At 44.6% G+C, this 25,158-nt stretch carries 21 protein-coding genes; 18 read left to right on the forward strand and 3 right to left on the reverse strand.

Features of this window, described 5'->3' with window-relative positions; translation table 11 throughout:
* Positions 1-51: 51 nt before the first annotated feature.
* The 5 genes from QUF73_18565 to QUF73_18585 all read left to right on the forward strand — a co-directional run bounded on the left by QUF73_18565 (position 52) and on the right by QUF73_18585 (position 4,311).
* Positions 52-504, forward strand: a complete 453-nt coding sequence (locus QUF73_18565) for a DUF1934 domain-containing protein (protein MDM5228128.1) — start codon at positions 52-54, stop codon at positions 502-504.
* Positions 491-2,158 (forward strand): arginine--tRNA ligase, encoded by a 1,668-nt coding sequence (gene argS, locus QUF73_18570; GenBank protein ID MDM5228129.1) that lies wholly within the window; start codon positions 491-493, stop codon positions 2,156-2,158. Before QUF73_18565 ends, argS begins: the two co-directional genes overlap by 14 nt.
* 128 nt (positions 2,159-2,286) lie before the next feature.
* A complete protein-coding gene (locus tag QUF73_18575; GenBank protein MDM5228130.1) occupies positions 2,287-2,466 on the forward strand; it encodes a XapX domain-containing protein in 180 nt (59 codons plus the stop codon).
* 368 nt (positions 2,467-2,834) lie between these two features.
* Complete coding sequence (locus QUF73_18580; GenBank protein ID MDM5228131.1) at positions 2,835-3,737, forward strand: DMT family transporter; 903 nt, start codon at positions 2,835-2,837, stop codon at positions 3,735-3,737.
* Positions 3,738-3,762: 25 nt separating this feature from the next.
* Positions 3,763-4,311: a cysteine dioxygenase family protein gene (locus QUF73_18585; GenBank protein ID MDM5228132.1), complete on the forward strand. Its 549-nt coding sequence runs from the start codon at positions 3,763-3,765 to the stop codon at positions 4,309-4,311.
* A 29-nt stretch (positions 4,312-4,340) separates the two neighbouring features.
* Here QUF73_18585 and uvsE read toward each other — a convergent pair whose 3' ends face one another.
* Entirely contained in the window at positions 4,341-5,297 is a 957-nt protein-coding gene (uvsE, locus tag QUF73_18590; GenBank protein ID MDM5228133.1) for a UV DNA damage repair endonuclease UvsE, read from the reverse strand.
* 30 nt (positions 5,298-5,327) lie between these two features.
* The gene (cls, locus tag QUF73_18595; GenBank protein MDM5228134.1) at positions 5,328-6,509 is read right to left on the reverse strand and encodes a cardiolipin synthase; all 1,182 of its coding nucleotides are present in this window, start codon (positions 6,507-6,509) and stop codon (positions 5,328-5,330) included.
* A gap of 277 nt (positions 6,510-6,786) precedes the next feature.
* Between cls and QUF73_18600 the strand changes: the two genes are divergently transcribed.
* The 10 genes from QUF73_18600 to QUF73_18645 all read left to right on the forward strand — a co-directional run bounded on the left by QUF73_18600 (position 6,787) and on the right by QUF73_18645 (position 21,303).
* Positions 6,787-8,898, forward strand: coding sequence for a (Fe-S)-binding protein (locus QUF73_18600; GenBank protein ID MDM5228135.1), 2,112 nt, complete (start codon positions 6,787-6,789; stop codon positions 8,896-8,898).
* A 327-nt stretch (positions 8,899-9,225) separates the two neighbouring features.
* On the forward strand, positions 9,226-10,413 hold the full coding sequence (locus QUF73_18605) for an acetyl-CoA C-acetyltransferase (protein ID MDM5228136.1): 1,188 nt from the start codon (positions 9,226-9,228) through the stop codon (positions 10,411-10,413).
* A 391-nt stretch (positions 10,414-10,804) separates the two neighbouring features.
* A complete protein-coding gene (locus QUF73_18610) occupies positions 10,805-11,656 on the forward strand; it encodes a 3-hydroxybutyryl-CoA dehydrogenase (GenBank protein MDM5228137.1) in 852 nt (283 codons plus the stop codon).
* A gap of 52 nt (positions 11,657-11,708) precedes the next feature.
* Positions 11,709-12,839, forward strand: coding sequence for an acyl-CoA dehydrogenase (locus QUF73_18615; GenBank protein MDM5228138.1), 1,131 nt, complete (start codon positions 11,709-11,711; stop codon positions 12,837-12,839).
* A gap of 63 nt (positions 12,840-12,902) precedes the next feature.
* Entirely contained in the window at positions 12,903-14,042 is a 1,140-nt protein-coding gene (locus tag QUF73_18620) for an acyl-CoA dehydrogenase (protein ID MDM5228139.1), read from the forward strand.
* Positions 14,043-14,074: 32 nt separating this feature from the next.
* Positions 14,075-14,719 carry a TetR/AcrR family transcriptional regulator gene (locus QUF73_18625; GenBank protein ID MDM5228140.1) on the forward strand — a complete coding sequence of 215 codons (645 nt, stop codon included), beginning with the start codon at positions 14,075-14,077 and terminating at the stop codon, positions 14,717-14,719.
* A gap of 59 nt (positions 14,720-14,778) precedes the next feature.
* Complete coding sequence (locus QUF73_18630; GenBank protein ID MDM5228141.1) at positions 14,779-18,045, forward strand: methylmalonyl-CoA mutase family protein; 3,267 nt, start codon at positions 14,779-14,781, stop codon at positions 18,043-18,045.
* Between the two features lie 148 nt (positions 18,046-18,193).
* Positions 18,194-18,370 (forward strand): hypothetical protein, encoded by a 177-nt coding sequence (locus tag QUF73_18635; protein MDM5228142.1) that lies wholly within the window; start codon positions 18,194-18,196, stop codon positions 18,368-18,370.
* 469 nt (positions 18,371-18,839) lie between these two features.
* Positions 18,840-19,424 (forward strand): DNA-directed RNA polymerase subunit delta, encoded by a 585-nt coding sequence (rpoE, locus tag QUF73_18640; protein MDM5228143.1) that lies wholly within the window; start codon positions 18,840-18,842, stop codon positions 19,422-19,424.
* 271 nt (positions 19,425-19,695) lie between these two features.
* A complete protein-coding gene (locus QUF73_18645) occupies positions 19,696-21,303 on the forward strand; it encodes a CTP synthase (protein ID MDM5228144.1) in 1,608 nt (535 codons plus the stop codon).
* 284 nt (positions 21,304-21,587) lie between these two features.
* Here QUF73_18645 and QUF73_18650 read toward each other — a convergent pair whose 3' ends face one another.
* Entirely contained in the window at positions 21,588-22,109 is a 522-nt protein-coding gene (locus QUF73_18650; GenBank protein MDM5228145.1) for a DUF2529 domain-containing protein, read from the reverse strand.
* Between the two features lie 217 nt (positions 22,110-22,326).
* On the opposite strand from QUF73_18650, the gene QUF73_18655 reads away from it, so the two are divergent.
* From QUF73_18655 to fsa, 3 genes are all read left to right on the forward strand, one after another.
* Complete coding sequence (locus tag QUF73_18655) at positions 22,327-22,704, forward strand: response regulator (GenBank protein ID MDM5228146.1); 378 nt, start codon at positions 22,327-22,329, stop codon at positions 22,702-22,704.
* A 254-nt stretch (positions 22,705-22,958) separates the two neighbouring features.
* Positions 22,959-23,816, forward strand: a complete 858-nt coding sequence (locus QUF73_18660) for a fructose-bisphosphate aldolase (GenBank protein ID MDM5228147.1) — start codon at positions 22,959-22,961, stop codon at positions 23,814-23,816.
* A 194-nt stretch (positions 23,817-24,010) separates the two neighbouring features.
* The gene (fsa, locus tag QUF73_18665) at positions 24,011-24,655 is read left to right on the forward strand and encodes a fructose-6-phosphate aldolase (protein ID MDM5228148.1); all 645 of its coding nucleotides are present in this window, start codon (positions 24,011-24,013) and stop codon (positions 24,653-24,655) included.
* Positions 24,656-25,158 lie beyond the last annotated feature (503 nt).

The raw sequence follows: 25,158 nt of genomic DNA on the forward strand, positions 1-25,158 counted from the left end.
GCGAGTATTTATACTTATATAGTTATATACGATGAAAAGGATGTGTTGCCGTTGTCCAGTCGCTCAGCGGAACAAATGCCTGTGAAGATTAATGTGAAGACGGATATTCGCAAGCTTGGCAGCAAAGAGACTTTTGAATTGACTGCTTTTGGCCGATACTATATAAAAGATTCTGCCCGGTTCCTTCAGTATGATGAAGTGATGGAAGAGGGAACAGTAAAGACGATCATAAAAATGTCCGATGCAGACGGGCTGATTTTACGAAGCGGCGCCGTGAAAATGAGGCTCCCTTTTAGAATGAATAAAAAGCTCCGCGGCAGCTACGAGACGCCCTACGGAGTGTTTGAGATGGGCACGGTGACCAAGCGGATGGCCCATCAATATGATGACGAATCTGGTGAAGGTTCGATTGATATTTTATACGATCTGAAAATGCAGGGATCCCAGGCAGGTACATACCATTTGGCGATTACGTTTGAGGAGGAGAACAATGAACATAGTTGAGCAGGTGCAAGACAAATTAAAGCAGGAAATCAGGGATGCGGTTGTAAAAGCTGGTTTGGCAGCGGAAGAGCAGATCCCTGATGTAATTCTTGAAATCCCGAAGGAAAAGGCTCATGGAGATTATTCCACGAATATGGCGATGCAATTAGCACGTGTGGCTAAAAAAGCGCCAAGAATGATTGCAGAGGAGCTTATCGCTCATTTTGACAGCTCAAAAGCTTCCATTGAAAAAATTGAAATCGCAGGACCTGGCTTCATCAATTTTTATATGAATAATTCTTATTTGACTGATCTGATTCCGGCTGTTCTGGAAGCAGGAGATCAGTATGGGGAAACAATGGTTGGAAACAGCCAGAAAATCCAGGTTGAGTTTGTTTCAGCAAACCCAACAGGGGACTTGCATCTTGGACATGCACGTGGTGCAGCTGTCGGTGATTCGCTATGCAATATTTTGGACAAAGCTGGCTACGATGTATCCCGTGAGTACTATATCAATGATGCGGGCAACCAGATTAACAATTTGGCTCTATCGGTTGAAGCGCGATATTTCCAGGCTCTTGGCCTTGAAAAAGAAATGCCGGCAGACGGCTATCAAGGCGAAGACATCATCGGCATCGGCAAAAAGCTGGCTGAAGAGTACGGGGATAAGTATGTAAATTCGGATGAAAAAGAGCGTTTTGACTTTTTCCGTGAATACGGCCTGAAATATGAAATGGCGAAGCTGAAGCAGGATCTTGAAGATTTCCGCGTGCCATTTGATGTTTGGTATTCTGAAACATCCCTTTATAATAATGGCAAAATCGACACAGCCCTTCAGGCATTAAAGGATAACGGCCACATTTACGAAGAAGAGGGTGCAACCTGGTTCCGCTCAACTGCTTTCGGTGATGACAAAGACCGTGTTCTGATTAAAAATGACGGCTCTTACACATATCTGACTCCGGATATCGCTTACCATAAAGACAAGCTTGAAAGAGGCTTTGAAAAGCTGATCAACATCTGGGGCGCTGACCACCATGGCTACATTCCGCGCATGAAGGCGGCCATCCAGGCGCTTGGCTATGACCGTGATGCGCTCGAAGTCGAAATTATCCAGCTTGTACACTTGTACAAAAACGGTGAAAAAATGAAGATGAGCAAACGTACCGGCAAAGCGGTAACAATGCGTGATCTTGTAGAAGAAGTAGGATTGGACGCAACACGCTATTTCTTCGCGATGAGAAGCGCAGATACACATCTTGATTTTGACCTTGATCTGGCTGTATCTCAATCAAATGAAAACCCTGTTTACTATGCCCAGTACGCACACGCGCGTATTTCCAGCATCCTGCGCCAGGGTGAAGAGCAGGGAATGGCTGCCGGAGCTGCAGATTTCTCCCTGATTCAGGCGGAAAAGGAAATCGATGTCCTGAAGAAAATCGGCGAATTCCCGCAGGCAGTCGGCGAAGCGGCGCAAAAGCGCATGCCGCACAGAATCACGAACTATATTTATGAACTGGCTTCTTCTTTCCACAGCTTCTATAATGCTGAAAAAGTATTGGATGCGGAAAATCCGGAAAGAACCAAAGCCCGTCTGGCACTGATCAAGGCGGTTCAGACTACCTTGAAGAATGCTCTGAAATTAATCGGCGTATCTGCACCGGAAAAAATGTAAAACTCAAAGCTGGCACTTATAGGTGTCGGCTTTTTTCATGTTTTTGACGAAAAAGGGGAAGCTAAAGGCATATGTTTAAGGTTATAGTTAAACTGGTAAAACATAGTAAGTTATTATAGGAGGATCTCATGAAAATCGTTCTTTTATCCATACTTACAGGATTTCTCGTCGGATTTGTCTTTGCTTTCATGAAGCTGCCGATTCCCGCACCGCCAGCACTGCCTGGCATTATGGGGATTGTCGGCATTTACCTCGGGTTTAAAGCATATGAAGTGGTTCTGCCGTGGCTGCAGGGGATATTGAGATAGATTGGGAAAGGGTGTCCACGTTAGTTATGGGCATCCTTTTTGTCTAAATGTGAACTTTGCAAATAAATCCTGAATTTAGCAAATAAACCTTGGAAATCAGCAAACAATAGTTGAAACTAGCAAACAAATGAGGAAAAAAGCAAACAAACCTGGTAAATCAGCAAAAAAACGAAAACCAGGCAGCAAACCAGGAAAACTAAAAGAGCAAACCCCAATAAATTAGTCAGCAAACCCGCAATTCAGCAAATAAATGATAAATTTAGCAAATAACCTGTCAGAACCCGCAAGTAATTCAAACTAAACTCCGCATGTTACATCCGGACGAGCATATCATGATAGAAACCCTTCCGGAAAGGACATGCCCGCCAATGAAACCACAGTTTGCAGCCTCACTTTACGCAACCATTTCAATCAGTTTTTGGGGAGTCTCTTTTGTCTCCACCAAAGCTGTTTTAGATAAGCTGGACCCTTATACATTAATCATGCTCCGATTTGCCATCGGGGCGGCTTTTCTGCTTCTTTTGCTCTTGCTGAAAAGATATCCTCTCCAGATTCCGCTTAAATATATTCCCCATTTAATTGTTCTCGGTGTACTCGGCGTGTTCATCCATCAGGTCATCCAGGTAACAGCTCTAAAGACGATAGACGCCTCGTCTGCGGGGTGGATCATTTCTTTTTCACCAGTTTTTACCGTGCTCCTCTCCATGATCTTTCTTCATGAAAAATTGACATTCCTTAAGACACTGGGCATTATTACTGCGATTTCCGGCGTGCTCATGGTAACAGGAGCGAGGAGCGGCCAGACACTGGGGTTTGCTTTAAATATAGGGTACTTCCTCATGATCCTAAGTACACTGAATTGGGCGGTATATTCGATTTTGGTAAGAAAATTGCAAATTAAGCTGCCTTCCCTAGTGGTCACTTTTTATATGAGTTTGCTTGGCTGTATGTTGACCATTCCCTTTTTAATGAGAGATAGAGGATGGGAGAAGTTTCATCTTTTATCCGGTTCTGAATGGGCCCATATATTGTTTCTGGGCATATTTGTATCGGGGATTGGCTATTGGTACTGGTCCAAGGCACTCGAGGTTTTGGAAGCTTCCAAAGTATCAATGTTTATCTATATGGAGCCGCTGTTTACCTTTATTGCGGCCATTTTGCTTCTTCGTGAAAAAATTTTCTTCATAAGCATCATGGGTGGAATCATAATTATTATAGGAGTGATCATGGTGAATGGTCAGATGAAATATTTTTCATGGAGGAAACGATAATCCACATTAAAGGGGGAGTCGTTTAATGGCCTTGAAGGAACGGTTTATAAACATTTTGAATCCATTGAAATCACCTTCTGCAGAAGAACTTAGAAAGGCTTTGGCATCACTTGATATCAAGCTTGAGGATCTGCTTCCGCACCTGCAGCCGGCAGATGGAAAACCCTATTACCGCAAGCTGCTCCACCAGAATGACGAAGTGGAACTGCTCGTCATGAACTGGTCAGATATCGAATGCGCCCCGCATGATCATGGAAATTCAAAGGGATGGATTCAAGTGTTAAATGGAGATTCGGAAAACACTGTTTTTGAAGTGAAGGAAGACGTCCCAGTTGAGCTTTTTGCAGAGATAAAGTCCAAAGACTCCTTCTTTTTTGCTCCCAAAAAAGGTGTGCACAAAATGAAGAGTGCAGGCAGGGAGAACCTTGTCACACTGCATCTTTATTCACCTCCGATTACTGGCATGAAGGTGTACGACCTGCAAAAATGCGCTGCCTGTGTAGTCTCTGAAGAATGTGGGGCCTGGTGGCCTGAGGAGATAAGACAGAAGGTGAAGGTGATTCAGTTAAAATAAAGGGGCGTTCCGCACAGGGAACGCCTTCTTTAGTTCCATTCTACCTCGGCTCCGCCAATCCTCTTCACCCCGCGGATGCTGCTGATATCCTCAGTCAGCTTAAGCGCAGCCTTATCTTTTGCTTTGGCTTCAATCATAAAATCGATATCCCGGTTACAGGTTTTCAGCTGATCGAGAAGCGGCCTGATGAAATCAATGTCAACACAGTCGGCATGGGACCGGAAGGCTTTTTCAGATTTGGGCGAGGAGATGTGGATTTTCGGCTTAAGTCCTGTTTTTTCCCATGTCTGAAAAATCTCTGGGAGAAGCTCATTCAGCGGGCGGGTGCCTAGGTTCGCCATATGGTGGTGATAATCAAACACAAGGGGGATGTTTTCTTTCTGGCAGGCCAGGAGAGTTTCATCCGCGTTATAGGTTTTATCATCATTCTCAAGTGTCATTTGCTTTTTAATATGAGACGGAAGCATCTTCAGATTTTCATGGAACCGGTCAATGGTCGCAAGCTTGTCCCCGTAAGCCCCGCCAATATGGATATTGATGATGCTTTTATTTTCAACCCCCATGGCCTCGAACATCCGGTAATGGTATTCCATGTCTTTGACTGCATTCCGGGTCACATCCTCGCGCGGAGAAGTGAACAGGGTGAACTGATTGGGATGAAAGCTGACGCGGAGCCCATGTTTTTTAATCAATTCACCGATTTCAAGCCATTTTTCCTTAAAAGGTGTGACAAAATCCCATAAAACCTCCGGGTGCGTGGCGAGTGGAACAATGGAGCTTGAAAGGCGATACAGCTGGATTTCATGTGCAATATTAAAATAAAGCATTCTTAACGTATTTTGCAGATTCACCGCTGTGACGGCCTTCAGCTTGTCCAGCCTTTCTTCCTCAGGCATTTGCTGATAGCGCGTAAACGTTAACGTTCTGGCAGGAGATGCCTCCCACAAGCTGATGGCATGGGAAACATATCCCAGTCTGATTTTCAATTTGCAGCACCTTCTTTTTGCTGACCTCCTCTACAGAAAGCTTGCCACAGACCGGGCAAGCATCTCTTTGAATGTCCGTAAAGGATCCAGCCGGTTTAATTCTTTTAGTGTCAGCCTCTTTGCATTTAGTATGTCTTTGTCTACAACAGCTTGGACCTGCTTAATGAACTCTTTGTCATAAATAAAGCAATTGATTTCATAATTTAAGAACAGGCTCCGCTTATCAAAATTGGCTGTTCCGACATCACTGATTTCATTATCGATAATAATCGCCTTTGCATGGTAAAAGCCCTTTTTGTACTCATACACATAAGCACCATGTTTAATCAAGGTCCTTAAGTAAAGATAAGAGGCCTCTTTTACAAGAATATGATCCGTGATGCATGGGACGAGTATTTTTACTGTAACGCCGCGTTCCAGGGCATTAATTAAGTCCTGAAAAAGCCTTTTGCCCGGAATAAAATAGGGTGTCCCAATCGTTATGCTCTTTTTCGCCTTCCGTATTAAGGAGGAGAAGCTTTCTTCTAAAAAAACCCCTTTATAAGCTGCAAACTGATGGCGGTATTCTCCTGCATGCAGCTCAGGAAAATAAATGCTGTTTGCTAGCAGGTTGGTCTTGGCTGCTTTATACCAATCAGTCAGAAACTCTCTTTGCAGATCCTGTACCCCTTCACCGTGGAATTTCAAGTGATAGTCACGCCAGGGGGTCAGCTTTTTGTCCTGATTGATGTATTCTTTGCCGATATTGAAGCCGCCAATGTATCCGATCTTTCCATCAATGACGGTAATTTTCCGGTGGTTCCTGGCCTGAAAAGAATAGAAAAGAAATGGCAGCTTCGGCACATGGGCAAACGAAAATTTGACGCCGCTGCTTTTAAGATCCTTTACGGTTTTTCTTTTAACAGGAAAGCTTCCGGCCCAGTCGACCAAAAGGCGGACTTCCACTCCTTCTTTTGCTTTACCCTTTAAGATAGTTAAAAACTCCTTGCTGATTTTATCATCCTTCACAATATAAAATAAAATATGGATGTGCTTTTGCGCTTTTCTTAGCTCGGAAAATAAATCATCAAATAAAGCAGGCCCATCTGCAAACAATTCCATATCAGACTGCCGGATGGGTAAGGCGGTCCGCTCAAGCTTTTTCATATGGCTTTTCCGGCCCAGTGTAAAATCAATATAGAGCCATAAGAAGATGACGAGTAAAACGACCATAATGATATTCCAGACAGTCAATGCAATCTTCCTCTCGACAGGATTTTCCTGTTAGTATTTCCTGCAGAGATTTTTCTATCATGGAATCTTCCCAAAAAGGGAGGAGTTTTCACCTTTAAAAAGAATTTAATAAATGAAAATAATAAAATTTTTCGAACAAGTTTAATGAAAAATGGTTGACTGAATGCTCATTCATAATATAATGGGAGTATGAGTAAATTCAGAAAATTATACTGTTTTTAAAATTTTCTAAGATGAAGAAAGGAGCACGATGCCCATGAACGGTTTATTATGGATCAACTTAATTGCATTTCTTCTTGTAACCGCTTACGCTATCAGCCTGTTTGTCTATGTTGTGAAGACGCGGATTGAATATATCAAGCTTGGCAAAAAGGTAGAGTTTGACGGCAAGGTGAAAGAGCGCCTTGAGAAGATCTGGATCAACGTATTCGGCCAGAAAAAGCTTTTAAAGGATAAGAAAAGCGGAATCATCCACGTGATGTTTTTTTACGGCTTCATTCTTGTCCAATTTGGAGCAATCGATTTTATTATCAAAGGAATTAAGCCAGGTGCGCATTTACCGCTTGGACCATTATATCCTGGCTTCACCTTTTTCCAGGAAATTGTGACCCTGATGATCCTTGTTGCGGTAATCTGGGCTTTCTACCGCCGTTATGTGGAAAAGCTTGTCCGCTTAAAACGCGGATTCAAATCAGGTCTCGTACTTATTTTTATCGGAGGGCTCATGCTTTCCGTACTGCTTGGCAATGGAATGGGCATGATCTGGCATGGCCATGAAGGAACCTGGACAGAACCGGTTGCTTCCATGATTTCCGGTGCATTCGCATGGATGGGTGAAACGGCTTCGATTGTTGTGTTTTACATCTCATGGTGGATTCACTTAGTATTCCTGCTTGCATTCCTTGTGTACGTGCCGCAATCCAAGCATGCCCACTTAATCGCCGGACCGGCCAACGTATATTTCAACCGACTGGATAATCCGGGGAAATTAAAGTCAATCGACTTTGAAGATGAATCACAGGAAAGTTTTGGTGTCGGAAAAATTGAAGATTTTACACAGCATCAGATGATCGACTTCTATGCGTGTGTGGAATGCGGGCGCTGTACCAATATGTGTCCGGCAACCGGCACGGGAAAAATGCTTTCGCCAATGGATTTAATCCTGAAATTGCGTGATCATTTAACCAATCACGGTGCTGTTGTCACTTCGAAGCAGCCCTGGGTGCCGACATTCGCTTTTTCAAATACGAAAGGCAATCAGCTTGCCCTTGCAGCTGCCGGCCAGGGTGCAGAAGAAGCTGCTGCAGGCCTCGCTTACAGCCCAAGCCTGATCGGCGAAGTCATCACAGAAGAAGAAATCTGGGCTTGTACGACTTGCCGTAACTGTGAAGACCAGTGCCCGGTTATGAATGAACATGTTGATAAAATTATTGACCTGCGCCGCTACCTTGTTTTAACAGAGGGTAAAATGGATGCTGATGCACAGCGCGCCATGACCAATATCGAGCGCCAGGGAAATCCTTGGGGACTGAACCGCAAGGAGCGCGAAGACTGGAGAGAAGCACGCGAAGATGTTCATGTGCCGACAGTGAAGGAAATGAAAAAGGCAGGAGAAGAGTTCGAATACTTATTCTGGGTTGGCTCCATGGGATCTTACGATAACCGCAGCCAAAAGATCGCTCTTTCCTTTGCGAAACTAATGAATGAGGCAGGCGTTAAATTCGCAATTCTTGGAAACAAGGAAAAGAACTCTGGTGACACACCAAGACGTCTTGGAAACGAGTTCTTATTCCAGGAGCTTGCCACAAAGAATATTGAAGAGTTTGAGAAAAATGAAGTGAAGAAGATCGTAACGATTGACCCCCATGCCTACAACATTTTCAAAAATGAGTATCCGGATTTCGGATTAGAGGCAGAGGTTTATCACCATACTGAAGTTCTTGCCCAGCTTGTAGAAGAAGGCAAGCTAAAGCCGCAATATGCTGTAGAAGAAACGATCACATTCCATGACTCCTGCTATCTTGGACGCTACAACGAGGTGTACGATCCTCCGCGTGAAATCCTTAAGAGCATCCCGGGCGTCAAGCTTGTGGAAATGGAAAGAAACCGCGAAACCGGCATGTGCTGCGGAGCAGGGGGCGGCTTGATGTGGATGGAAGAAGAAACAGGACACCGCATCAACGTCTCACGCACCGAGCAGGCATTGGCAGTGAATCCATCCGTGATCAGCTCAGGATGTCCGTACTGCTTAACGATGCTGTCAGATGGAACGAAAGCAAAAGAAGTGGAAGAACAGGTTCATACGTATGATGTTGCTGAAATTCTCGAAAAGTCTGTTATAGGTGAAAGCCAGAATTTAGTATCCTAATATATTTAAAATGGAAATTGGAGCACTGAAGCAAATTTCAGCTAAAGCATTTTGACGAAAAATGTTTTTACCAGAATTTTGTGTAAAGTGTTTCAATTTCTGCTATTTTTCTAGTAAAATAGAAAATGATAAAGCGCTTACAATTTTGCTGGCTGACTGAAGTTCGAACAAATCCTTTTGTTTCGCGGTCTTTTCGAGCGAGCGTTCAGTCAACCCAAGAACCTTCACAAACATTTAACTTCAGCCAGAACAGCTTCAGGGACCCAATTTTTTTCTAATTAATTTTGCGAACATTTTAAATTAATAGTACAAAGGAGCGATTCTTTTATGGGAAAAACCGTAATTCTTAGCGGAGTAAGAACACCTTTTGGAAAATTTGCCGGAGCGCTTAGCAGCTTTACAGCTTCCGACCTTGGGGGATTTGCAGTAAAAGAAGCGCTGAACCGAGCCGGCATCAATCCTGAAGAGGTAGACGAAGTGATTCTCGGAACCGTTCTTCAGGGAGGTCAGGGCCAGATCCCTTCACGACAGGCTGCGAAAAAGGCCGGCCTGCCGTGGGAAGTGAAAACGGAAACGATTAATAAAGTTTGTGCTTCCGGCATGCGAAGTGTCACTTTAGGAGATCAGATCATCCGGGCGGGTGACGAGGAAGTCATCGTGGCTGGCGGCATGGAATCCATGAGCAATGCGCCTTACATTTTGCCGAAAGCGCGCTGGGGCCTGCGCATGGGCGATGCAACGGTTAAGGACTTAATGGTTCATGATGGATTAAGCTGCAGCTTCACAGGCGTCCATATGGGAACGTACGGAAACTCGACAGCTAAAGAATTCGAAATCAGCCGGGAAGAGCAGGACAACTGGGCTCTAAGAAGCCATAAACGTGCCATTGAAGCAATGGAATCCGGCAAATTGGCAGAGGAAATAGTGCCAGTGGAAGTGCCGCAGCGAAAGGGTGAGCCAATCATTGTGTCCCAGGATGAATCGCCCCGCAAAGATACTTCCTTAGAAAAGCTGGCTAAGCTTGGGTCTGTTTTTAATTCGGACGGAACGATCACTGCCGGGAATGCGCCTGGCGTTAACGACGGGGCAGCAGCATTAGTATTGATGAGCGAAGAGCGTGCAGAACGCGAGGGCAAAAAGCCGGAAGCTTATATTCTTGGCCATACAGCGCTAGCGGTGGAAGCCAAGGACTTCCCGCAAACCCCTGGCCTTGTCATTAATGCTCTTTTGAAAAAGACAGGAAAAACCCTGGAAGAGATTGACCTATTTGAAATTAACGAAGCATTTGCAGCTGTTGCTTTAACAAGCGGAAAAATTGCCGGCCTTGATGAAGAAAAAGTGAATGTTAACGGCGGTGCCGTTGCTCTGGGCCACCCAATCGGCGCAAGCGGAGCGAGAATTATTCTTACACTGATGCATGAACTGAAGCGCCGCGGAGGCGGAATCGGCATTGCGGCCATCTGCAGCGGCGGAGGCCAGGGAGATGCGGTTATGATTGAGGTTCCGAAGCAGTAATGAATAGGAATTAACAACGGAAAGGTCGTTAAACGAGCTGAATAAGGTCCAAAACGGAAGCCGATCCGTGAGAATGGTAGTTAATCTGGATGAATAACGCCCAAAACGGAAGCGGATCCGTGAGAATGGTAGTTAATCTGGATGAATAACGCCCAAAACGGAAGCGGAGCCGTGAAAATGGTAGTTAATCGAGTGGAATAACGCCCAAAAAGAAAGCGTGACTAAGAAAACAGTAGTTAATCTGAGAGATTAATACTCAAAAAGATTGGACTCCGCAGAATATGGTAGTTAAAAGACACGATTAATGCCAAAACGGCTCAGCGACCAGAAAATTCAACAACTCAAGTAAATATAGAACAACCGGTCAAACCCAAGAACGGAGGATACAAAAATGAACGTAAAAAACATTATGGTAATCGGTGCTGGACAAATGGGTTCAGGAATCGCGCAGGTTTGTGCGCAAGCAGGCTATAGCGTCATCTTAAACGACCTAAAGCCAGATTTTGTTGAACGCGGCCTTGGCGTGATTAAAAAAAATCTTTCCCGCCAGGTAGAAAAAGAGCGCATGACAGCGGAGGAGATGGAAACGGTTCTTAAAAATGTAACCGCTTCAACCGATCTGCAGGATGCAAAAAACGTTGAACTCGTCATCGAAGCAGCCGTTGAAAACATGGAAATCAAAACAAAAATCTTCAGACAGCTGGATGAGATTGCACCAGAGCATGCAATCCTGGCGAGCAATACATCGTCTCTTCCTATCACAGAAATCGCAGCTGCGACAAAACGTCCGGAAAAGGTCATCGGCATGCATTTTATGAATCCAGTGCCGGTGATGAAGCTGGTAGAAATCATTCGCGGCCTGGCGACAGCCGACGAAGTGTATCAAACCATTGAAGACATCACGAAGACGCTTAAAAAAGTGCCTGTAGAAGTGAATGACTTCCCTGGGTTCGTATCCAACCGCATCCTGATGCCGATGATCAATGAAGCGATTTACACACTTTATGAAGGGGTCGCAACGAAAGAGGCCATTGATGAAGTGATGAAGCTTGGGATGAACCATCCAATGGGACCGCTGACTTTGGCTGACTTCATTGGCCTGGACACATGCCTGTATATTATGGAAACCCTGCACGAAGGCTTTGGTGATGATAAATACCGTCCATGCCCGCTGTTAAGAAAATATGTAAAAGCTGGATGGCTTGGCAAGAAGACAGGCAGAGGGTTCTACGCTTACGGATAAAAATTACAAGAGCCCGGCTAAATAAAGCCAGGCGGCATCGGAGGGTATACAAATGAACCTGAGATTTACAGAAGAGCAGGAAATGATGAGAAAAATGGTGCGAGATTTTGCGCAGACGGAAATCGCCCCTTTTGTGGAAAAAATGGAGCAGGGTGAGTTTCCAAGGGAGATTCTCCGCAAAATGGGCGAGCTTGGCCTTATGGGAATACCGATTCCTGAAAAATACGGCGGATCCGAAATGGACTTTACTTCTTACATTATCGCCATCCATGAACTGTCCCGCGTAAGTGCGACAGTGGGCGTTATCTTATCAGTCCACACATCAGTAGGAACAAATCCAATCCTTTACTTCGGTACGGAAGAGCAAAAGCAGAAGTATATTCCGAAGCTTGCTTCAGGCGAGTATCTCGGCGCTTTTTGCCTCACTGAACCGAGCGCAGGCTCAGATGCGGGAAGTCTGAAATCCCGTGCGGTAAAAGATGGAGATCATTATGTCATTAATGGATCAAAAGTGTTCATCACGAATGCAGGCGAAGCAGACGTATATATTGTATTTGCATCCACTAATCCCGAGCTTGGCAGCAAAGGCATCTCCGCTTTTATTGTAGAGAAAGATACGCCAGGCCTTGTATTTGGGAAAGATGAGCACAAAATGGGCTTGCACGGCTCAAGAACCCTGCAGCTGACATTTGAAGATATGCGGGTGCCGGCTGATAATCTTCTTGGCAATGCAGGAGAAGGCTTCAAGATTGCAATGGCTAACCTGGATGCTGGAAGGATCGGGATTGCTTCGCAGGCGCTTGGAATCGCGGAAGCGGCATTTGAGGCAGCTGCCAGCTATGCGAAGGAACGTGTACAGTTCGGCAAACCCATCGCTGCTCAGCAAGGTGTCGGCTTCAAGCTTGCAGACATGGCAACAAGCGCTGAAGCTGCAAAACTATTAATCTATCGCGCAGCAGACATGCGCCAGCGCGGTGTCAAGTGCGGACTCGAAGCCTCAATGGCAAAGCTTTTTGCATCCAAAACAGCAGTAGACGTGACAACAGAAGCCATCCAGGTATTCGGCGGCTACGGCTACACAGAAGACTACCCGGTTGAGCGCTACTTCCGTGATGCCAAAATTACCGAAATCTATGAAGGCACAAGCGAAATTCAGCGGATTGTCATCAGCAAACAGCTGTAAAGAAGCAGACCAATAATGAATTCACCATATATCAATGAATCCATATAAAGCGGGGGAAAGACAATGAATTTCCAATTGAGTGAAGAGCATGAAATGATCAGAAAAATGGTGCGTGATTTTGCCAGGAATGAAGTGGCGCCGACTGCTGCTGAGCGCGATGAAGAAGAGCGCTTTGACAGAGAGATTTTCGACAAAATGGCAGAGCTTGGCTTAACAGGAATTCCATGGCCTGAAGAATACGGCGGAATCGGCAGTGATTACCTTGCATACTGCATCGCAGTTGAAGAGCTTTCCAGAGTATGTGCCTCTACAGGTGTAACTCTTTCAGCGCATACATCCCTGGCAGGCTGGCCGATTTTCAAATTCGGAAGCGAAGAGCAAAAGCAAAAATTTCTAAAGCCTATGGCCCAGGGTGAAAAAATCGGCGCATATGGCCTTACGGAGCCAGGAAGCGGATCAGATGCCGGCGGAATGAGAACAACGGCACGTCTTGAGGGGGATCAATACGTCTTAAACGGCAGCAAAATTTTCATCACAAACGGCGGAATCGCAGATATCTATGTTGTATTTGCCCTGACAGATCCAGCTTCCAAGCACAAAGGAACAACTGCGTTTATCGTAGAATCCGGCTTTGAAGGCTTTTCTGTCGGCAAGAAGGAGAAGAAATTGGGTATCCGTTCCTCACCTACAACTGAGATCATTTTCGAAGAGTGCAAGGTTCCGGTTGAGAATGTGCTGGGCAATGTAGGCGAAGGCTTCAAAATTGCCATGATGACACTTGACGGCGGCCGCAACGGCATCGCTGCCCAAGCTGTCGGAATCGCACAGGGCGCACTGGATGCTTCAGTCGAATATGCAAAAGAACGCCAGCAGTTCGGCAAGCCGATCGCTGCCCAGCAGGGAATCGGATTCAAACTGGCGGACATGGCCACAAGCATTGAAGCTTCAAGACTATTAACTTACCAGGCAGCCTGGCTGGAATCAGAAGGCCTTCCATACGGTAAAGAATCTGCCATGTCCAAACTCCTTGCAGGTGACACGGCCATGAAAGTAACAACAGACGCCGTTCAAATCTTTGGCGGATACGGATATACAAAGGATTATCCGGTTGAACGCTTCATGCGCGACGCAAAAATCACGCAAATCTACGAAGGCACACAAGAAATCCAGCGTCTCGTAATCTCTCGTATGGTAACGAAATAATTGATTTCACAGAGGGAGGCGGTAGGTAAACAATGAAAAAACGGGAAGTGCAGGCTTCTGTTAAAGATGAGCGTCTTGTCAAGAAAAGACGTGATCAGATGATTAAAGGTGCCGTCACCCTTTTTATCCAAAAAGGGTTCCATCGTACAACAACTAGAGAGATCGCAAAGGCATCTGGTTTTAGTATTGGAACGCTTTATGAATACATCCGGACGAAGGAAGACGTCCTATATCTGGTTTGTGACAGCATTTATGACCAGGTCGCTGAGCGGCTGCAAAAAGGTCTTGATACAAAGCAGGGCACGCTTGAAAGCCTAAAGCAGGGCATCGCCGACTATTTCAAGGTGGTCGATGAAATGCAGGATGAAGTGCTCGTCATGTACCAGGAAGTAAAGGCTCTGACAAAAGACGCGCTTCCATATGTTCTGAAAAAAGAAATTGAAATGGTCGGCATGTTCGAGCATGTCATTACACTTTGCGTCGAGAACGGAGAACTGGACCTGCCGGAGGAAAAAATCAAAATGATTGCCCATAACATTTTTGTTCAGGGACAAATGTGGGCATTCCGCCGATGGTCACTTCAGAAAATGTACAGCATCGATGAATATATCCAGCTGCAGACCAATCTCCTTTTTCAAGGAATAAAGGATCCGGGCAGAGTTTCGGAAAAAGCCTAATAATAGTTCGCAGGCATCAGCAGCACTGGTGCCTGCGCTTACGGACAAGGGGGAGAACGATGAGCAATCCAGAAGTCTATAAGCCGAAAAATCACATTCGCTTCGTTACGGCTTCAAGTCTATTTGACGGACATGATGCCTCCATCAATATTATGCGCCGCATCATTCAGGCAAGCGGTGCAGAGGTCATCCACCTCGGGCATAACCGTTCTGTGGAGGAAGTCGTAAATGCTGCAATCCAGGAAGATGTGCAGGGAATCGCCATTTCCTCTTATCAGGGAGGACATGTAGAGTACTTCAAATATATGTATGACCTTTTGAAGGAACGGGGCGCATCCCACATCCGCATTTATGGCGGAGGGGGCGGTGTCATTATCCCGAAGGAAATCAAAGAATTGCATGACTACGGAATCGCGAGAATTTTCTCTCCCGAAGATGGCCGCCAATACGGCCTCCAGGGGATGATTGATCGGATGATCAAGGAATGTGATTTCCCTACATTCACAGCTGAAGCTTCAGAGCAGATTGAAAAGCTTCAGGAAGGGGAAACGAATGCCATCGCGAAGCTGATTACACTGGCTGAGCATCAGGTAACAGTAGGCAAAGAAGCGGCAGCAACGCTTGAGCCGGTCATGGAGAAAGTGAAATCACTGGAAAAACAGGTTCCTGTAGTGGGAATTACGGGTACAGGCGGTGCTGGAAAAAGCTCGCTGACTGACGAATTGATCCGCCGTTTCATCAATGAAATTCCGGAGAAAAAAGTTGCGATTCTTTCTGTTGATCCGACAAAGCAAAAAACGGGCGGAGCGCTTCTTGGCGACCGCATCCGCATGAACGCAATTTTTAATCCGCGCGTCTATATGCGAAGCCTGGCAACAAGAAATTCCCGCAGTGAGCTATCACTTGCGATTCAGGATGCGATTTCGGTTGTCAAAGCAGCCGGCTTTGACCTGATAATTGTGGAAACTAGCGGAATCGGGCAGGGGGATGCAGGCATTACGGAAATTTGTGATGCCTCTATGTATGTGATGACAAGCGAATTCGGCGCGCCTTCTCAGCTTGAAAAAATTGATATGATCGATTATGCAGACTTGATCGTGATTAATAAATTTGAGCGCAAAGGTTCAGAGGACGCGATGCGCCAGGTGCAAAAGCAGTACCAGCGCAGCCGGATGCTGTTTGAAAAAGAGCTTGAAGACATGCCTGTATACGGCACCATTGCGAGCCAGTTCAATGATCCTGGCACAAATGCCGTGTTTGCGGCACTTGTGGAAACGATTAATGAAAAAGCAGGTACGGACTGGAAGACAAGTTTTACAAAAAATGCAAAAGTTGAGAAGCAGAATGTGATTATCCCGAATGAACAGCGCTATTATCTGCGCGAAGTTTCAGAAACAGTCCGGGGCTACCACAAGAAAGCCGAGGAGCAGGCCGATCTTTCCCGCAAACTGTTCCAGTTAGAAGGGGCTCTGCTTGCTGTGAAAGAACAAGAAGGAAATGAAGAAGTCATTGCTTCTCTTGAAGCGATTAAATCATCAGCAGAAGAGAAGCTGACTGCTGAAACAAAGAAAATCCTTGCTGGCTGGGATGATCTGAAGGAAAAATACTCAGGCGAGCAATTTGTGACAAAAATCCGCGATAAAGAAATCGTGACGGTTTTAAAAACAAAAAGCTTATCAGGGCTGTCCATTCCAAAAGTGGCACTGCCTAAGTACAAGGATTACGGAGAAATCATCCGCTGGGTATACAGAGAAAACGTGCCGGGTTCATTCCCTTATACAGCTGGTGTTTTCCCATTCAAACGCGAGGGTGAAGATCCGAAAAGACAGTTTGCCGGAGAAGGTACACCTGAACGGACAAACCGCCGCTTCCATTATCTGTCCAAAGATGATGCCGCGAAGCGTCTGAGCACAGCGTTTGATTCTGTAACCCTATACGGAGAAGATCCTGACTACCGCCCGGACATTTACGGAAAAGTCGGGGAAAGCGGAGTCAGCATCTGTACACTTGATGATATGAAGAAGCTGTATGCCGGATTTGATCTGTGCCATCCATCTACATCTGTATCGATGACGATTAATGGGCCAGCACCGATCATTTTGGCGATGTTCATGAATACGGCCATTGAACAGCAGATTGAAGCAAAAGAGCAGGAGCTTGGCCGCGTGCTGACACCTGAAGAATTCACCGAAGTAAGGGCGAAAACGCTCCAGACTGTCCGCGGGACGGTTCAAGCTGACATTTTAAAAGAAGATCAGGGACAGAATACTTGTATCTTTTCAACGGAATTTGCCTTGAGGATGATGGGGGATATTCAGCAGTACTTTATCGACCATAAAGTCCGCAATTATTACTCTGTTTCGATTTCCGGTTACCATATCGCAGAAGCAGGTGCAAACCCGATTTCTCAGCTTGCCTTTACTCTGGCAAATGGCTTCACCTATGTCGAGTACTATTTGAGCAGAGGCATGAACATCAATGATTTTGCACCAAATCTTTCATTCTTCTTCTCCAATGGACTTGATCCGGAGTATACGGTGCTTGGCCGTGTGGCGCGCCGCATCTGGGCAGCGGTTATGAGAGATAAGTATGGCGCTAATGAAAGAAGCCAGAAACTGAAGTACCATATCCAAACGTCCGGACGCTCCCTGCATGCACAGGAAATCGATTTTAACGATATCCGCACAACACTGCAGGCATTAATGGCGCTTCAGGATAACTGTAACTCGCTTCATACCAATGCGTATGATGAAGCCATAACGACACCGACAGAAGAATCTGTCCGCCGTGCGATGGCTATTCAGATGATCATTACTAAAGAACATGGCTTATCGAAAAATGAAAATCCGCTTCAGGGTGCATTTATCGTGGATGAGCTGACAGACCTTGTGGAAGAGCAGGTGCTGAGAGAGTTCGAACGCATCAATGACCGCGGCGGCGTGCTTGGCGCCATGGAAACGCAATACCAGCGCGGTAAAATTCAGGATGAATCCATGTACTATGAAATGAAAAAGCATACTGGCGATCTTCCAATTATTGGTGTTAACACTTACTTGAACCCAAATCCTCCATCAGAGGATGAAATGAACAATATGGAGCTTGCAAGGGCAACGAAGGAAGAAAAAGAAACGCAAATCCGCAATCTGCGCAGCTTCCAGGAGCGCAACAAAGACAAATCGGAAGAGGCACTGAAACAGTTGAAGGAAGCAGCAGTCAGCGGCGGCAATATTTTTGCCGAACTGATGGAAACCGTCAAAGCGGCGAGCCTCGGCCAAATCACCCGTGCGCTATACGAAGTGGGCGGACAGTACCGCCGCAATATGTAAAAGCCAATGGATTAACAGGGCCTGCAGCTGCAGGCCCTTGTTTTCTGCACTATTATTTAACATAGAATTAATATAAAATAAATCCATATCCTATATAATGGAATCAATACATAGCATTGCACTTCGGGGAACCTGAGGATGTGAAAAAATGAAAAAAATCTTGCTCTATACAGCCATCCTTGCAGCTGCTGCAGGAGTCTACTTCTTATATGGAAAACAGCTGGGAGCCATTGCATTCTATCTGCTCTCCATTTACTTCACCTGGCTCGCCTATAAAAAATGGGACCGCCCGTTAAAGCGCAGGAGGAGGAAAAGGGCAGATTAGCTTCCTTTAAAAGGGAAATCCAAAAAGTTATTGTCTTGTGATACACATAGAATTTTACCTGCTGAGTTAATTAAAGCGGAGGGCACTTGATCTTAGAAAATGCTTCCGCATTTTCTTCGTGCGGTGTTTATCCGGGAAATGTCCTGCGGGAGGAGAGGGAGCGGGAGTCCCCGCAGGCGAAGCCGAGGAGGCGCTTATACATCCCCGTGGAAAGTAAATGCCATGCTAAAATTAACGGACATCATTCAAACCTCTTATTAAGATAATTCAAAATCAAGAAAAACCGCATAAAAATACGCAGAACAGCAGATATAACTGGCATAAACCGTAAAAATTTGTTTATAATGAAGAATATGCCTTCTTGCAGGCTGTCCACATGCATTTGCGGACAGCTGCGGAACTTCAGCTTAAATAGTTTGTGATTTGCGCTGCAGAATGAGCGTTTACATAGGGAAAGGAAGTGCTGATATTGAGTTTGGAACAGTTCTCAAAAGAAGAATTACAAGAAATGTCATTGATCGAAGTGGCTTATGAACTTCTAACAAGCAAAAAAGAACCAATGGCCTTTAATGACATTATGAATGAAGTGGCTAAACTTATGAACCTTTCAGAGGAACAAGTCAAAGGGAAAATTGCACAGTTCTATACAGATTTAAATATAGATGGCCATTTTATCGGATTGGGCGAAAACCGCTGGGGCCTTCGATCATGGTATCCGGTTGACCAATATGAAGAAGAAATCGTTACCGTAATCAAGCCTAAAAAGAAAAAGGCGAAGAAAAAGGACGATGATGATCTCGATCTTGAAGATTATGACGAGCTTGATGAAGAAGATATCGATTACGACGATATCGACGGATTCGACGATGATGATCTGACAGAAGACGATGATGACGATCTTCTTGATGATGACGATGATCTTGATGATGATGATGATGAGTTCGAAGACGATGATGATATAATTGATAAAGATGAAGAATACGACCTTGGCGATGAAGACGAAGAGCTTGAGGAAGATGACCTCGACGCTGACGAAGACGAAGAAGATTTATAATCTTGACTTTTCGTTTCAGGGCTTGTAGAATACTTTTTGGGCTCCTTAAAAAAGGACGATTCGTTTAGACGCTAATAGCGCTCCCTTACTTACTTAAGTAAGAGGGGCGCTTTTTATTTTTTATAGGCCGTGTGCCTTTTTAAAAGAGCTAAACCATCCCTTTGCGATAAGCTTCCGCTGAAAAAATCGGAGGCTGAACAATAGAATTTTTATCATCAAGTCTTTAAACCAGCATCATTATGCACAAACTGATATCAAGGGGGAATTTTTCATGACTAAGTATATTTTTGTTACGGGCGGAGTTGTTTCATCACTAGGAAAAGGAATCACGGCAGCATCACTTGGCCGCTTATTGAAAAACAGAGGGTTAACGGTTACGATTCAGAAATTCGATCCTTACATAAATGTGGATCCGGGAACAATGAGCCCGTACCAGCATGGTGAGGTGTTTGTAACAGGTGACGGCGCGGAGACTGACCTGGACTTAGGCCACTATGAGCGTTTTGTTGATATTAACCTGACCAAATACAGCAGTGTAACAACTGGTAAAATTTACTCAACCGTCCTTAGAAAAGAGCGCCGCGGCGACTATAACGGCGGAACCGTGCAGGTTATTCCGCATATCACAAATGAAATTAAGGATAAAGTTTTCCGTGCAGGCCACGAAACAAATTCTGATGTGGTCATCACAGAAATCGGCGGAACAGTAGGGGATATTGAGTCACTTCCATTCCTTGAAGCGATCCGCCAGATTAAGAGCGATATCGGCCGCGATAATGTGATGTACATTCACTGTACATTGGTTCCTTATATCAAGGCAGCAGGCGAAATGAAAACAAAGCCGACACAGCACAGTGTTAAAGAACTGAGAAGCCTTGGCATTCAGCCAAACGTAATCGTTCTTCGTACAGAAATGCCAATTTCCCAGGATATGAAGGATAAAATTGCGCTATTCTGTGATATTGATAAAGAAGCAGTTATTGAAGCAACAGATGCGGATACATTATACTCTATACCACTATCCCTTCAAGATCAGAAGCTTGATGAAATCGTCTGCAAGCATTTGAAGCTGAATTGCGGAGAAGCGGACATGACAGAGTGGAAGCAGCTGGTTGACAAGGTTCTGAACCTTTCCAAGAAAACAAAGATTGCCCTTGTCGGTAAATATGTTGAATTGCAGGATGCTTACATTTCAGTTGTCGAAGCCTTAAAACATGCGGGTTACGCTTTTGATTCTGATATTGAAATCAAATGGATCAACTCTGAAGAAGTAGACAGCAATAATGTCAATGGACTGCTTCATGATGCTGATGGAATCCTGGTTCCAGGCGGATTTGGCGACCGCGGCATTGAAGGAAAGATCCTTGCAATTCAATATGCACGCGAAAACAAGAAGCCATTCCTTGGCATCTGCCTTGGCATGCAGCTGGCTTCGATTGAATTTGCAAGAAATGTACTGGGTCTTGAAGGGGCACACTCAGCAGAAATTGCTCCTGAAACACCGCATCCAATTATCGACCTTCTGCCTGAGCAAAAGGATATTGAGGATTTAGGCGGAACTCTAAGACTTGGCCTGCAAGCTTGTAAATTGAATGAAGATACAAAAGCCTTTGAGGCATACCAGGATGAGGTTGTATATGAGCGCCATCGCCATCGCTATGAATTTAACAACCACTACCGCCAGGATATGGAGAAAGCAGGCTTTGTCTTCTCTGGTACAAGCCCGGACGGCCGCTTAGTGGAAATCATCGAAGTGAAGGATCACCCTTGGTTCGTTGCTTCCCAGTTCCATCCTGAATTTATCTCAAGACCAACTCGCCCTCAGCCATTATTCCGTGAATTTGTCGGGGCTTCCTTGAAATTTAGCGAGAAACAATAAAGTGAAAAATCCCTCCGGATGCGGAGGGATTTTTTTGTGGTTGTTTTGAGGGAATTTCTTTTAGGCACAAAGTTAATGTGCACGCTCAACCCAAGAAAATCCGCGGGTAAAAGTCCCGGACCCGCGCACAAAGTTAATATACGCACGCAACCCAAAAAAATCAGCGGACAAAAGACTTGAATCCGGGTGCAATTGAAACAAACGCACACAAATCGAGTATACCCGCGCGTATAGTCCTGGACATCACATTTTTCGCGGATAAATGAAGACTTCACCGGCCAAATTTATTCATACTCCGCCAAAATCTCATCAATCGTAAACTTAATTCCATAATAAACAAATAAAGCAGCCATGGAAGCCGGATAGCCGAAGCGGTTGCCTTCTTCATCAGGCAGAAGCCCTTTAGCAAGCTTCAAATCAATATGGACATCGGCTAAATCAGCGATGTTAACATTGCTTTCCGCCTTAATAGTGCTCACTGCCACAAAGGGTATTCCTTTTTCAGACAAAGATTTTGCCAGAACGGCTGCGTCTTCGTCATCTGAATGTCTTGAGAAGATGATTACTCTGTCTGTTTCTGAGACTTCCTCATCACTTTCCAAAATCGCTGCATCTCTAAGCGGTTCCTGGCTTTGAACGGCTTCATAGCCAATTGCAGCCATTTCTTTTGTACCGTAAATATATATTTTCCCATCACCGGCGGCAGCCTGAGCCAATAGGCGTGCACTGTCCTCGATGGAAAACTCTTCTTTTTCCTGAAGTCTTTTAAACAAGCCTGTCAGCTGGGTAGAAAACATCTTAAGCAAATTATTTCACTCCTTCGATCACTGCACTTAGCGGTTCTATTATAGTGAAAAGGGAGGAAAAGGTAAAATATTCACATTTGAAATTGCAAATACCAGCAGGAATAATCATGTTTCACAGAGAAATTAGCTGTAGGAGAATGTATAGTTAAGTGACCTGCAGTCATAATTCAGTATGGTTTTAAACCTAAGTGCTTTTAATACGACAGGAAGAGGTGGCTTGATGAAAGGGAAAATATTAATTGTAGATGATCAGTTCGGAATCCGTATTTTGCTTAATGAGGTACTACAGAAAGAAGGGTACGACACATACCAGGCTGCCAATGGAGTCCAGGCTCTCGACATTGTTTCCAAGCATTCGCCTGATCTTGTTCTTCTCGACATGAAAATACCGGGAATGGACGGGATTGAAATTTTAAAAAGAATGAGAGTGGTGGATAAAGATATCCGCGTCATTATCATGACTGCATATGGCGAACTCGATATGATTCAGGAGGCCAAGGATCTGGGAGCTCTTACTCACTTTGCGAAGCCATTTGATATCGATGACATCAGGGCAGCGGTAAAGAAATATCTGCCTGTGCCAAACTCGAAATAAACCAAAATTAACCGTTTTTAACCTGAAATTCCATCGCTATAAAAATGATAGCGTTTGCTTTATGACAATTAACAAAAACGCTCTGGAATAATGGCTTTTCTAAGTCCTTTTTGGTATGATAACAGATGAATTCCAAAGGATCGTATCTGTTTAGCGGACTATTTTAAGGGTACATATTCGATAGTGTTAAGGGGAAAACTTTAACAGTGTTTAGTCTGATGAACTTAAACGATTATCAATAAGGAGGAAGAAAAATGCCTTTAGTTTCTATGACTGAAATGCTGAATAAAGCAAAATCAGAAGGCTATGCAGTAGGTCAATTTAACTTAAACAACCTTGAGTTCACTCAAGCTATCCTGCAGGCGGCAGAAGAAGAAAAATCACCGGTTATCCTTGGTGTTTCCGAAGGTGCTGCACGCTACATGGGCGGTTTCAAAACGGTTGTAAAGATGGTTGAAGGACTGCTGGAAGATTACAAAATTACCGTTCCAGTGGCTATCCACTTAGACCACGGTTCAAGTTTTGATAAATGTAAAGAAGCGATCGATGCAGGCTTCACATCCGTTATGATCGATGCTTCTCATGATCCGTTCGAACAAAACGTTGAGACTACTTCTAAAGTAGTTGAATATGCACATTCAAAAGGCGTTTCAGTAGAAGCAGAGTTAGGAACTGTCGGCGGACAGGAAGACGATGTTGTTGCAGATGGCGTTATTTATGCTGATGCTAAAGAATGTGAAGAACTGGTAAAGCGCACAGGCATTGACTGCCTTGCTCCAGCACTAGGTTCTGTTCATGGACCATATAAAGGTGAGCCAAACCTTGGCTTTGCTGAAATGGAAGAGATCGGAAGCCTTACTGGTGTTCCTTTAGTTCTTCATGGCGGAACTGGAATCCCAACAAAGGATATCCAAAAGTCTATCTCTTTAGGAACTGCAAAAATCAATGTAAACACTGAAAACCAAATTGCTTCTGCAAAACGCGTTCGCGAAGTATTGGCAGCAGATACAGAAGTATACGATCCGCGCAAATACTTAGGACCAGCACGCGAAGCGATTAAAGAAACTGTAATCGGCAAAATGCGCGAGTTCGGTTCTTCAAACAAAGCATAAATAATATCATTTGATAAGAAACCGCTTCTAGATTTAGGGGCGGTTTCCCTGTATTTTTATCCGGCGGTTCGCTGAGTGCCTGCTGGGAAATTTCTGCTTTCAAATGTAAGGCTTTACAGAATCACAACTTTATTTAATAATACATAGATATCCGCAACATTAATTATCAAAATATTAAACAAGGTGGGATTTTTATGAAGTTTTTCATCGATACAGCAAACATGGACGAAATTAAAGAAGCATATGCCCTTGGGGTAGTAGCAGGAGTAACAACCAATCCATCATTGGTGGCAAAGGAAAAGAATGTATCCTTCCCTGACCGTCTTCGCGAAATCACGGATTTGGTGCCAGGCTCAGTAAGCGCTGAGGTTATCGCCCTTGATGCTGAAGGTATGATTAAAGAAGGAAGAGAGCTTGCGGCGATTGCACCGAACATCACAATCAAGGTGCCAATGACACCCGATGGCTTAAAAGCAGTAAGTGCTTTTTCAAAAGAAGGCATTAAAACAAATGTAACTTTGATCTTCAGTGCAAACCAGGCGCTGCTTGCTGCAAGAGCAGGTGCTACATACGTTTCTCCTTTCCTTGGACGTTTGGATGATATTGGCCATAATGGTCTGGATCTCATTTCCACAATCGCAGAAATCTTCGCGATTCATGACATTGATACAGAAATCATCGCAGCTTCCATCAGACATCCTCAGCACGTGACGGATGCAGCATTAAGAGGAGCCCATATTGCGACAGTTCCTTATAAAGTCATCCAGCAATTATTCAACCATCCTCTGACAGATAAGGGAATCGAAGCGTTCCTGGCAGACTGGAACTCAAGAGGATAATGGATTCTTCGGAAAAATAACTCTAGGAAACTGGCTTTGTTTATTTGTACTTTGAGAGCTGTCTAGCGCAAGCAGCCTACCCCCTCGAGGTGTCAGGGGTGGGCAAGGCGCTTGCGCTTTTCTTGAGCAAAGCCAGCCCCTTCACTTGTACCCCGGCTTTAGTGCTTCTTTCTTAATTTTAACTTTTTTTGAATACAATACATGAGATTTGATTTTTCGTGTAAACTATAGGATAAAGATAATGTCGGAATCTGTAAAAAACACATGGAAAATTGTTCCTTATTCATCTTGCAATGTTGCAAAATGCAGATACATGATAATATGTAAGTGCATATTTTCCCAAAGACTATTTTTCCGATGTTAAAAATAGACAAGCCTATTTGGTTTCTTATAGAATCTGGGGCTATTTTCTGGCGGAATTGGTTAGAAAAGTAGTGGGTAGCTTTTGCTGTAAGGGCTATCAATTTTTTAAATATTGAAGTCAAATATCAGCATGTGTGTTT

It is taken from the genome of Cytobacillus sp. NJ13 (genome assembly GCA_030348385.1).
GTDB lineage: Bacteria > Bacillota > Bacilli > Bacillales > Cytobacillaceae > Cytobacillus.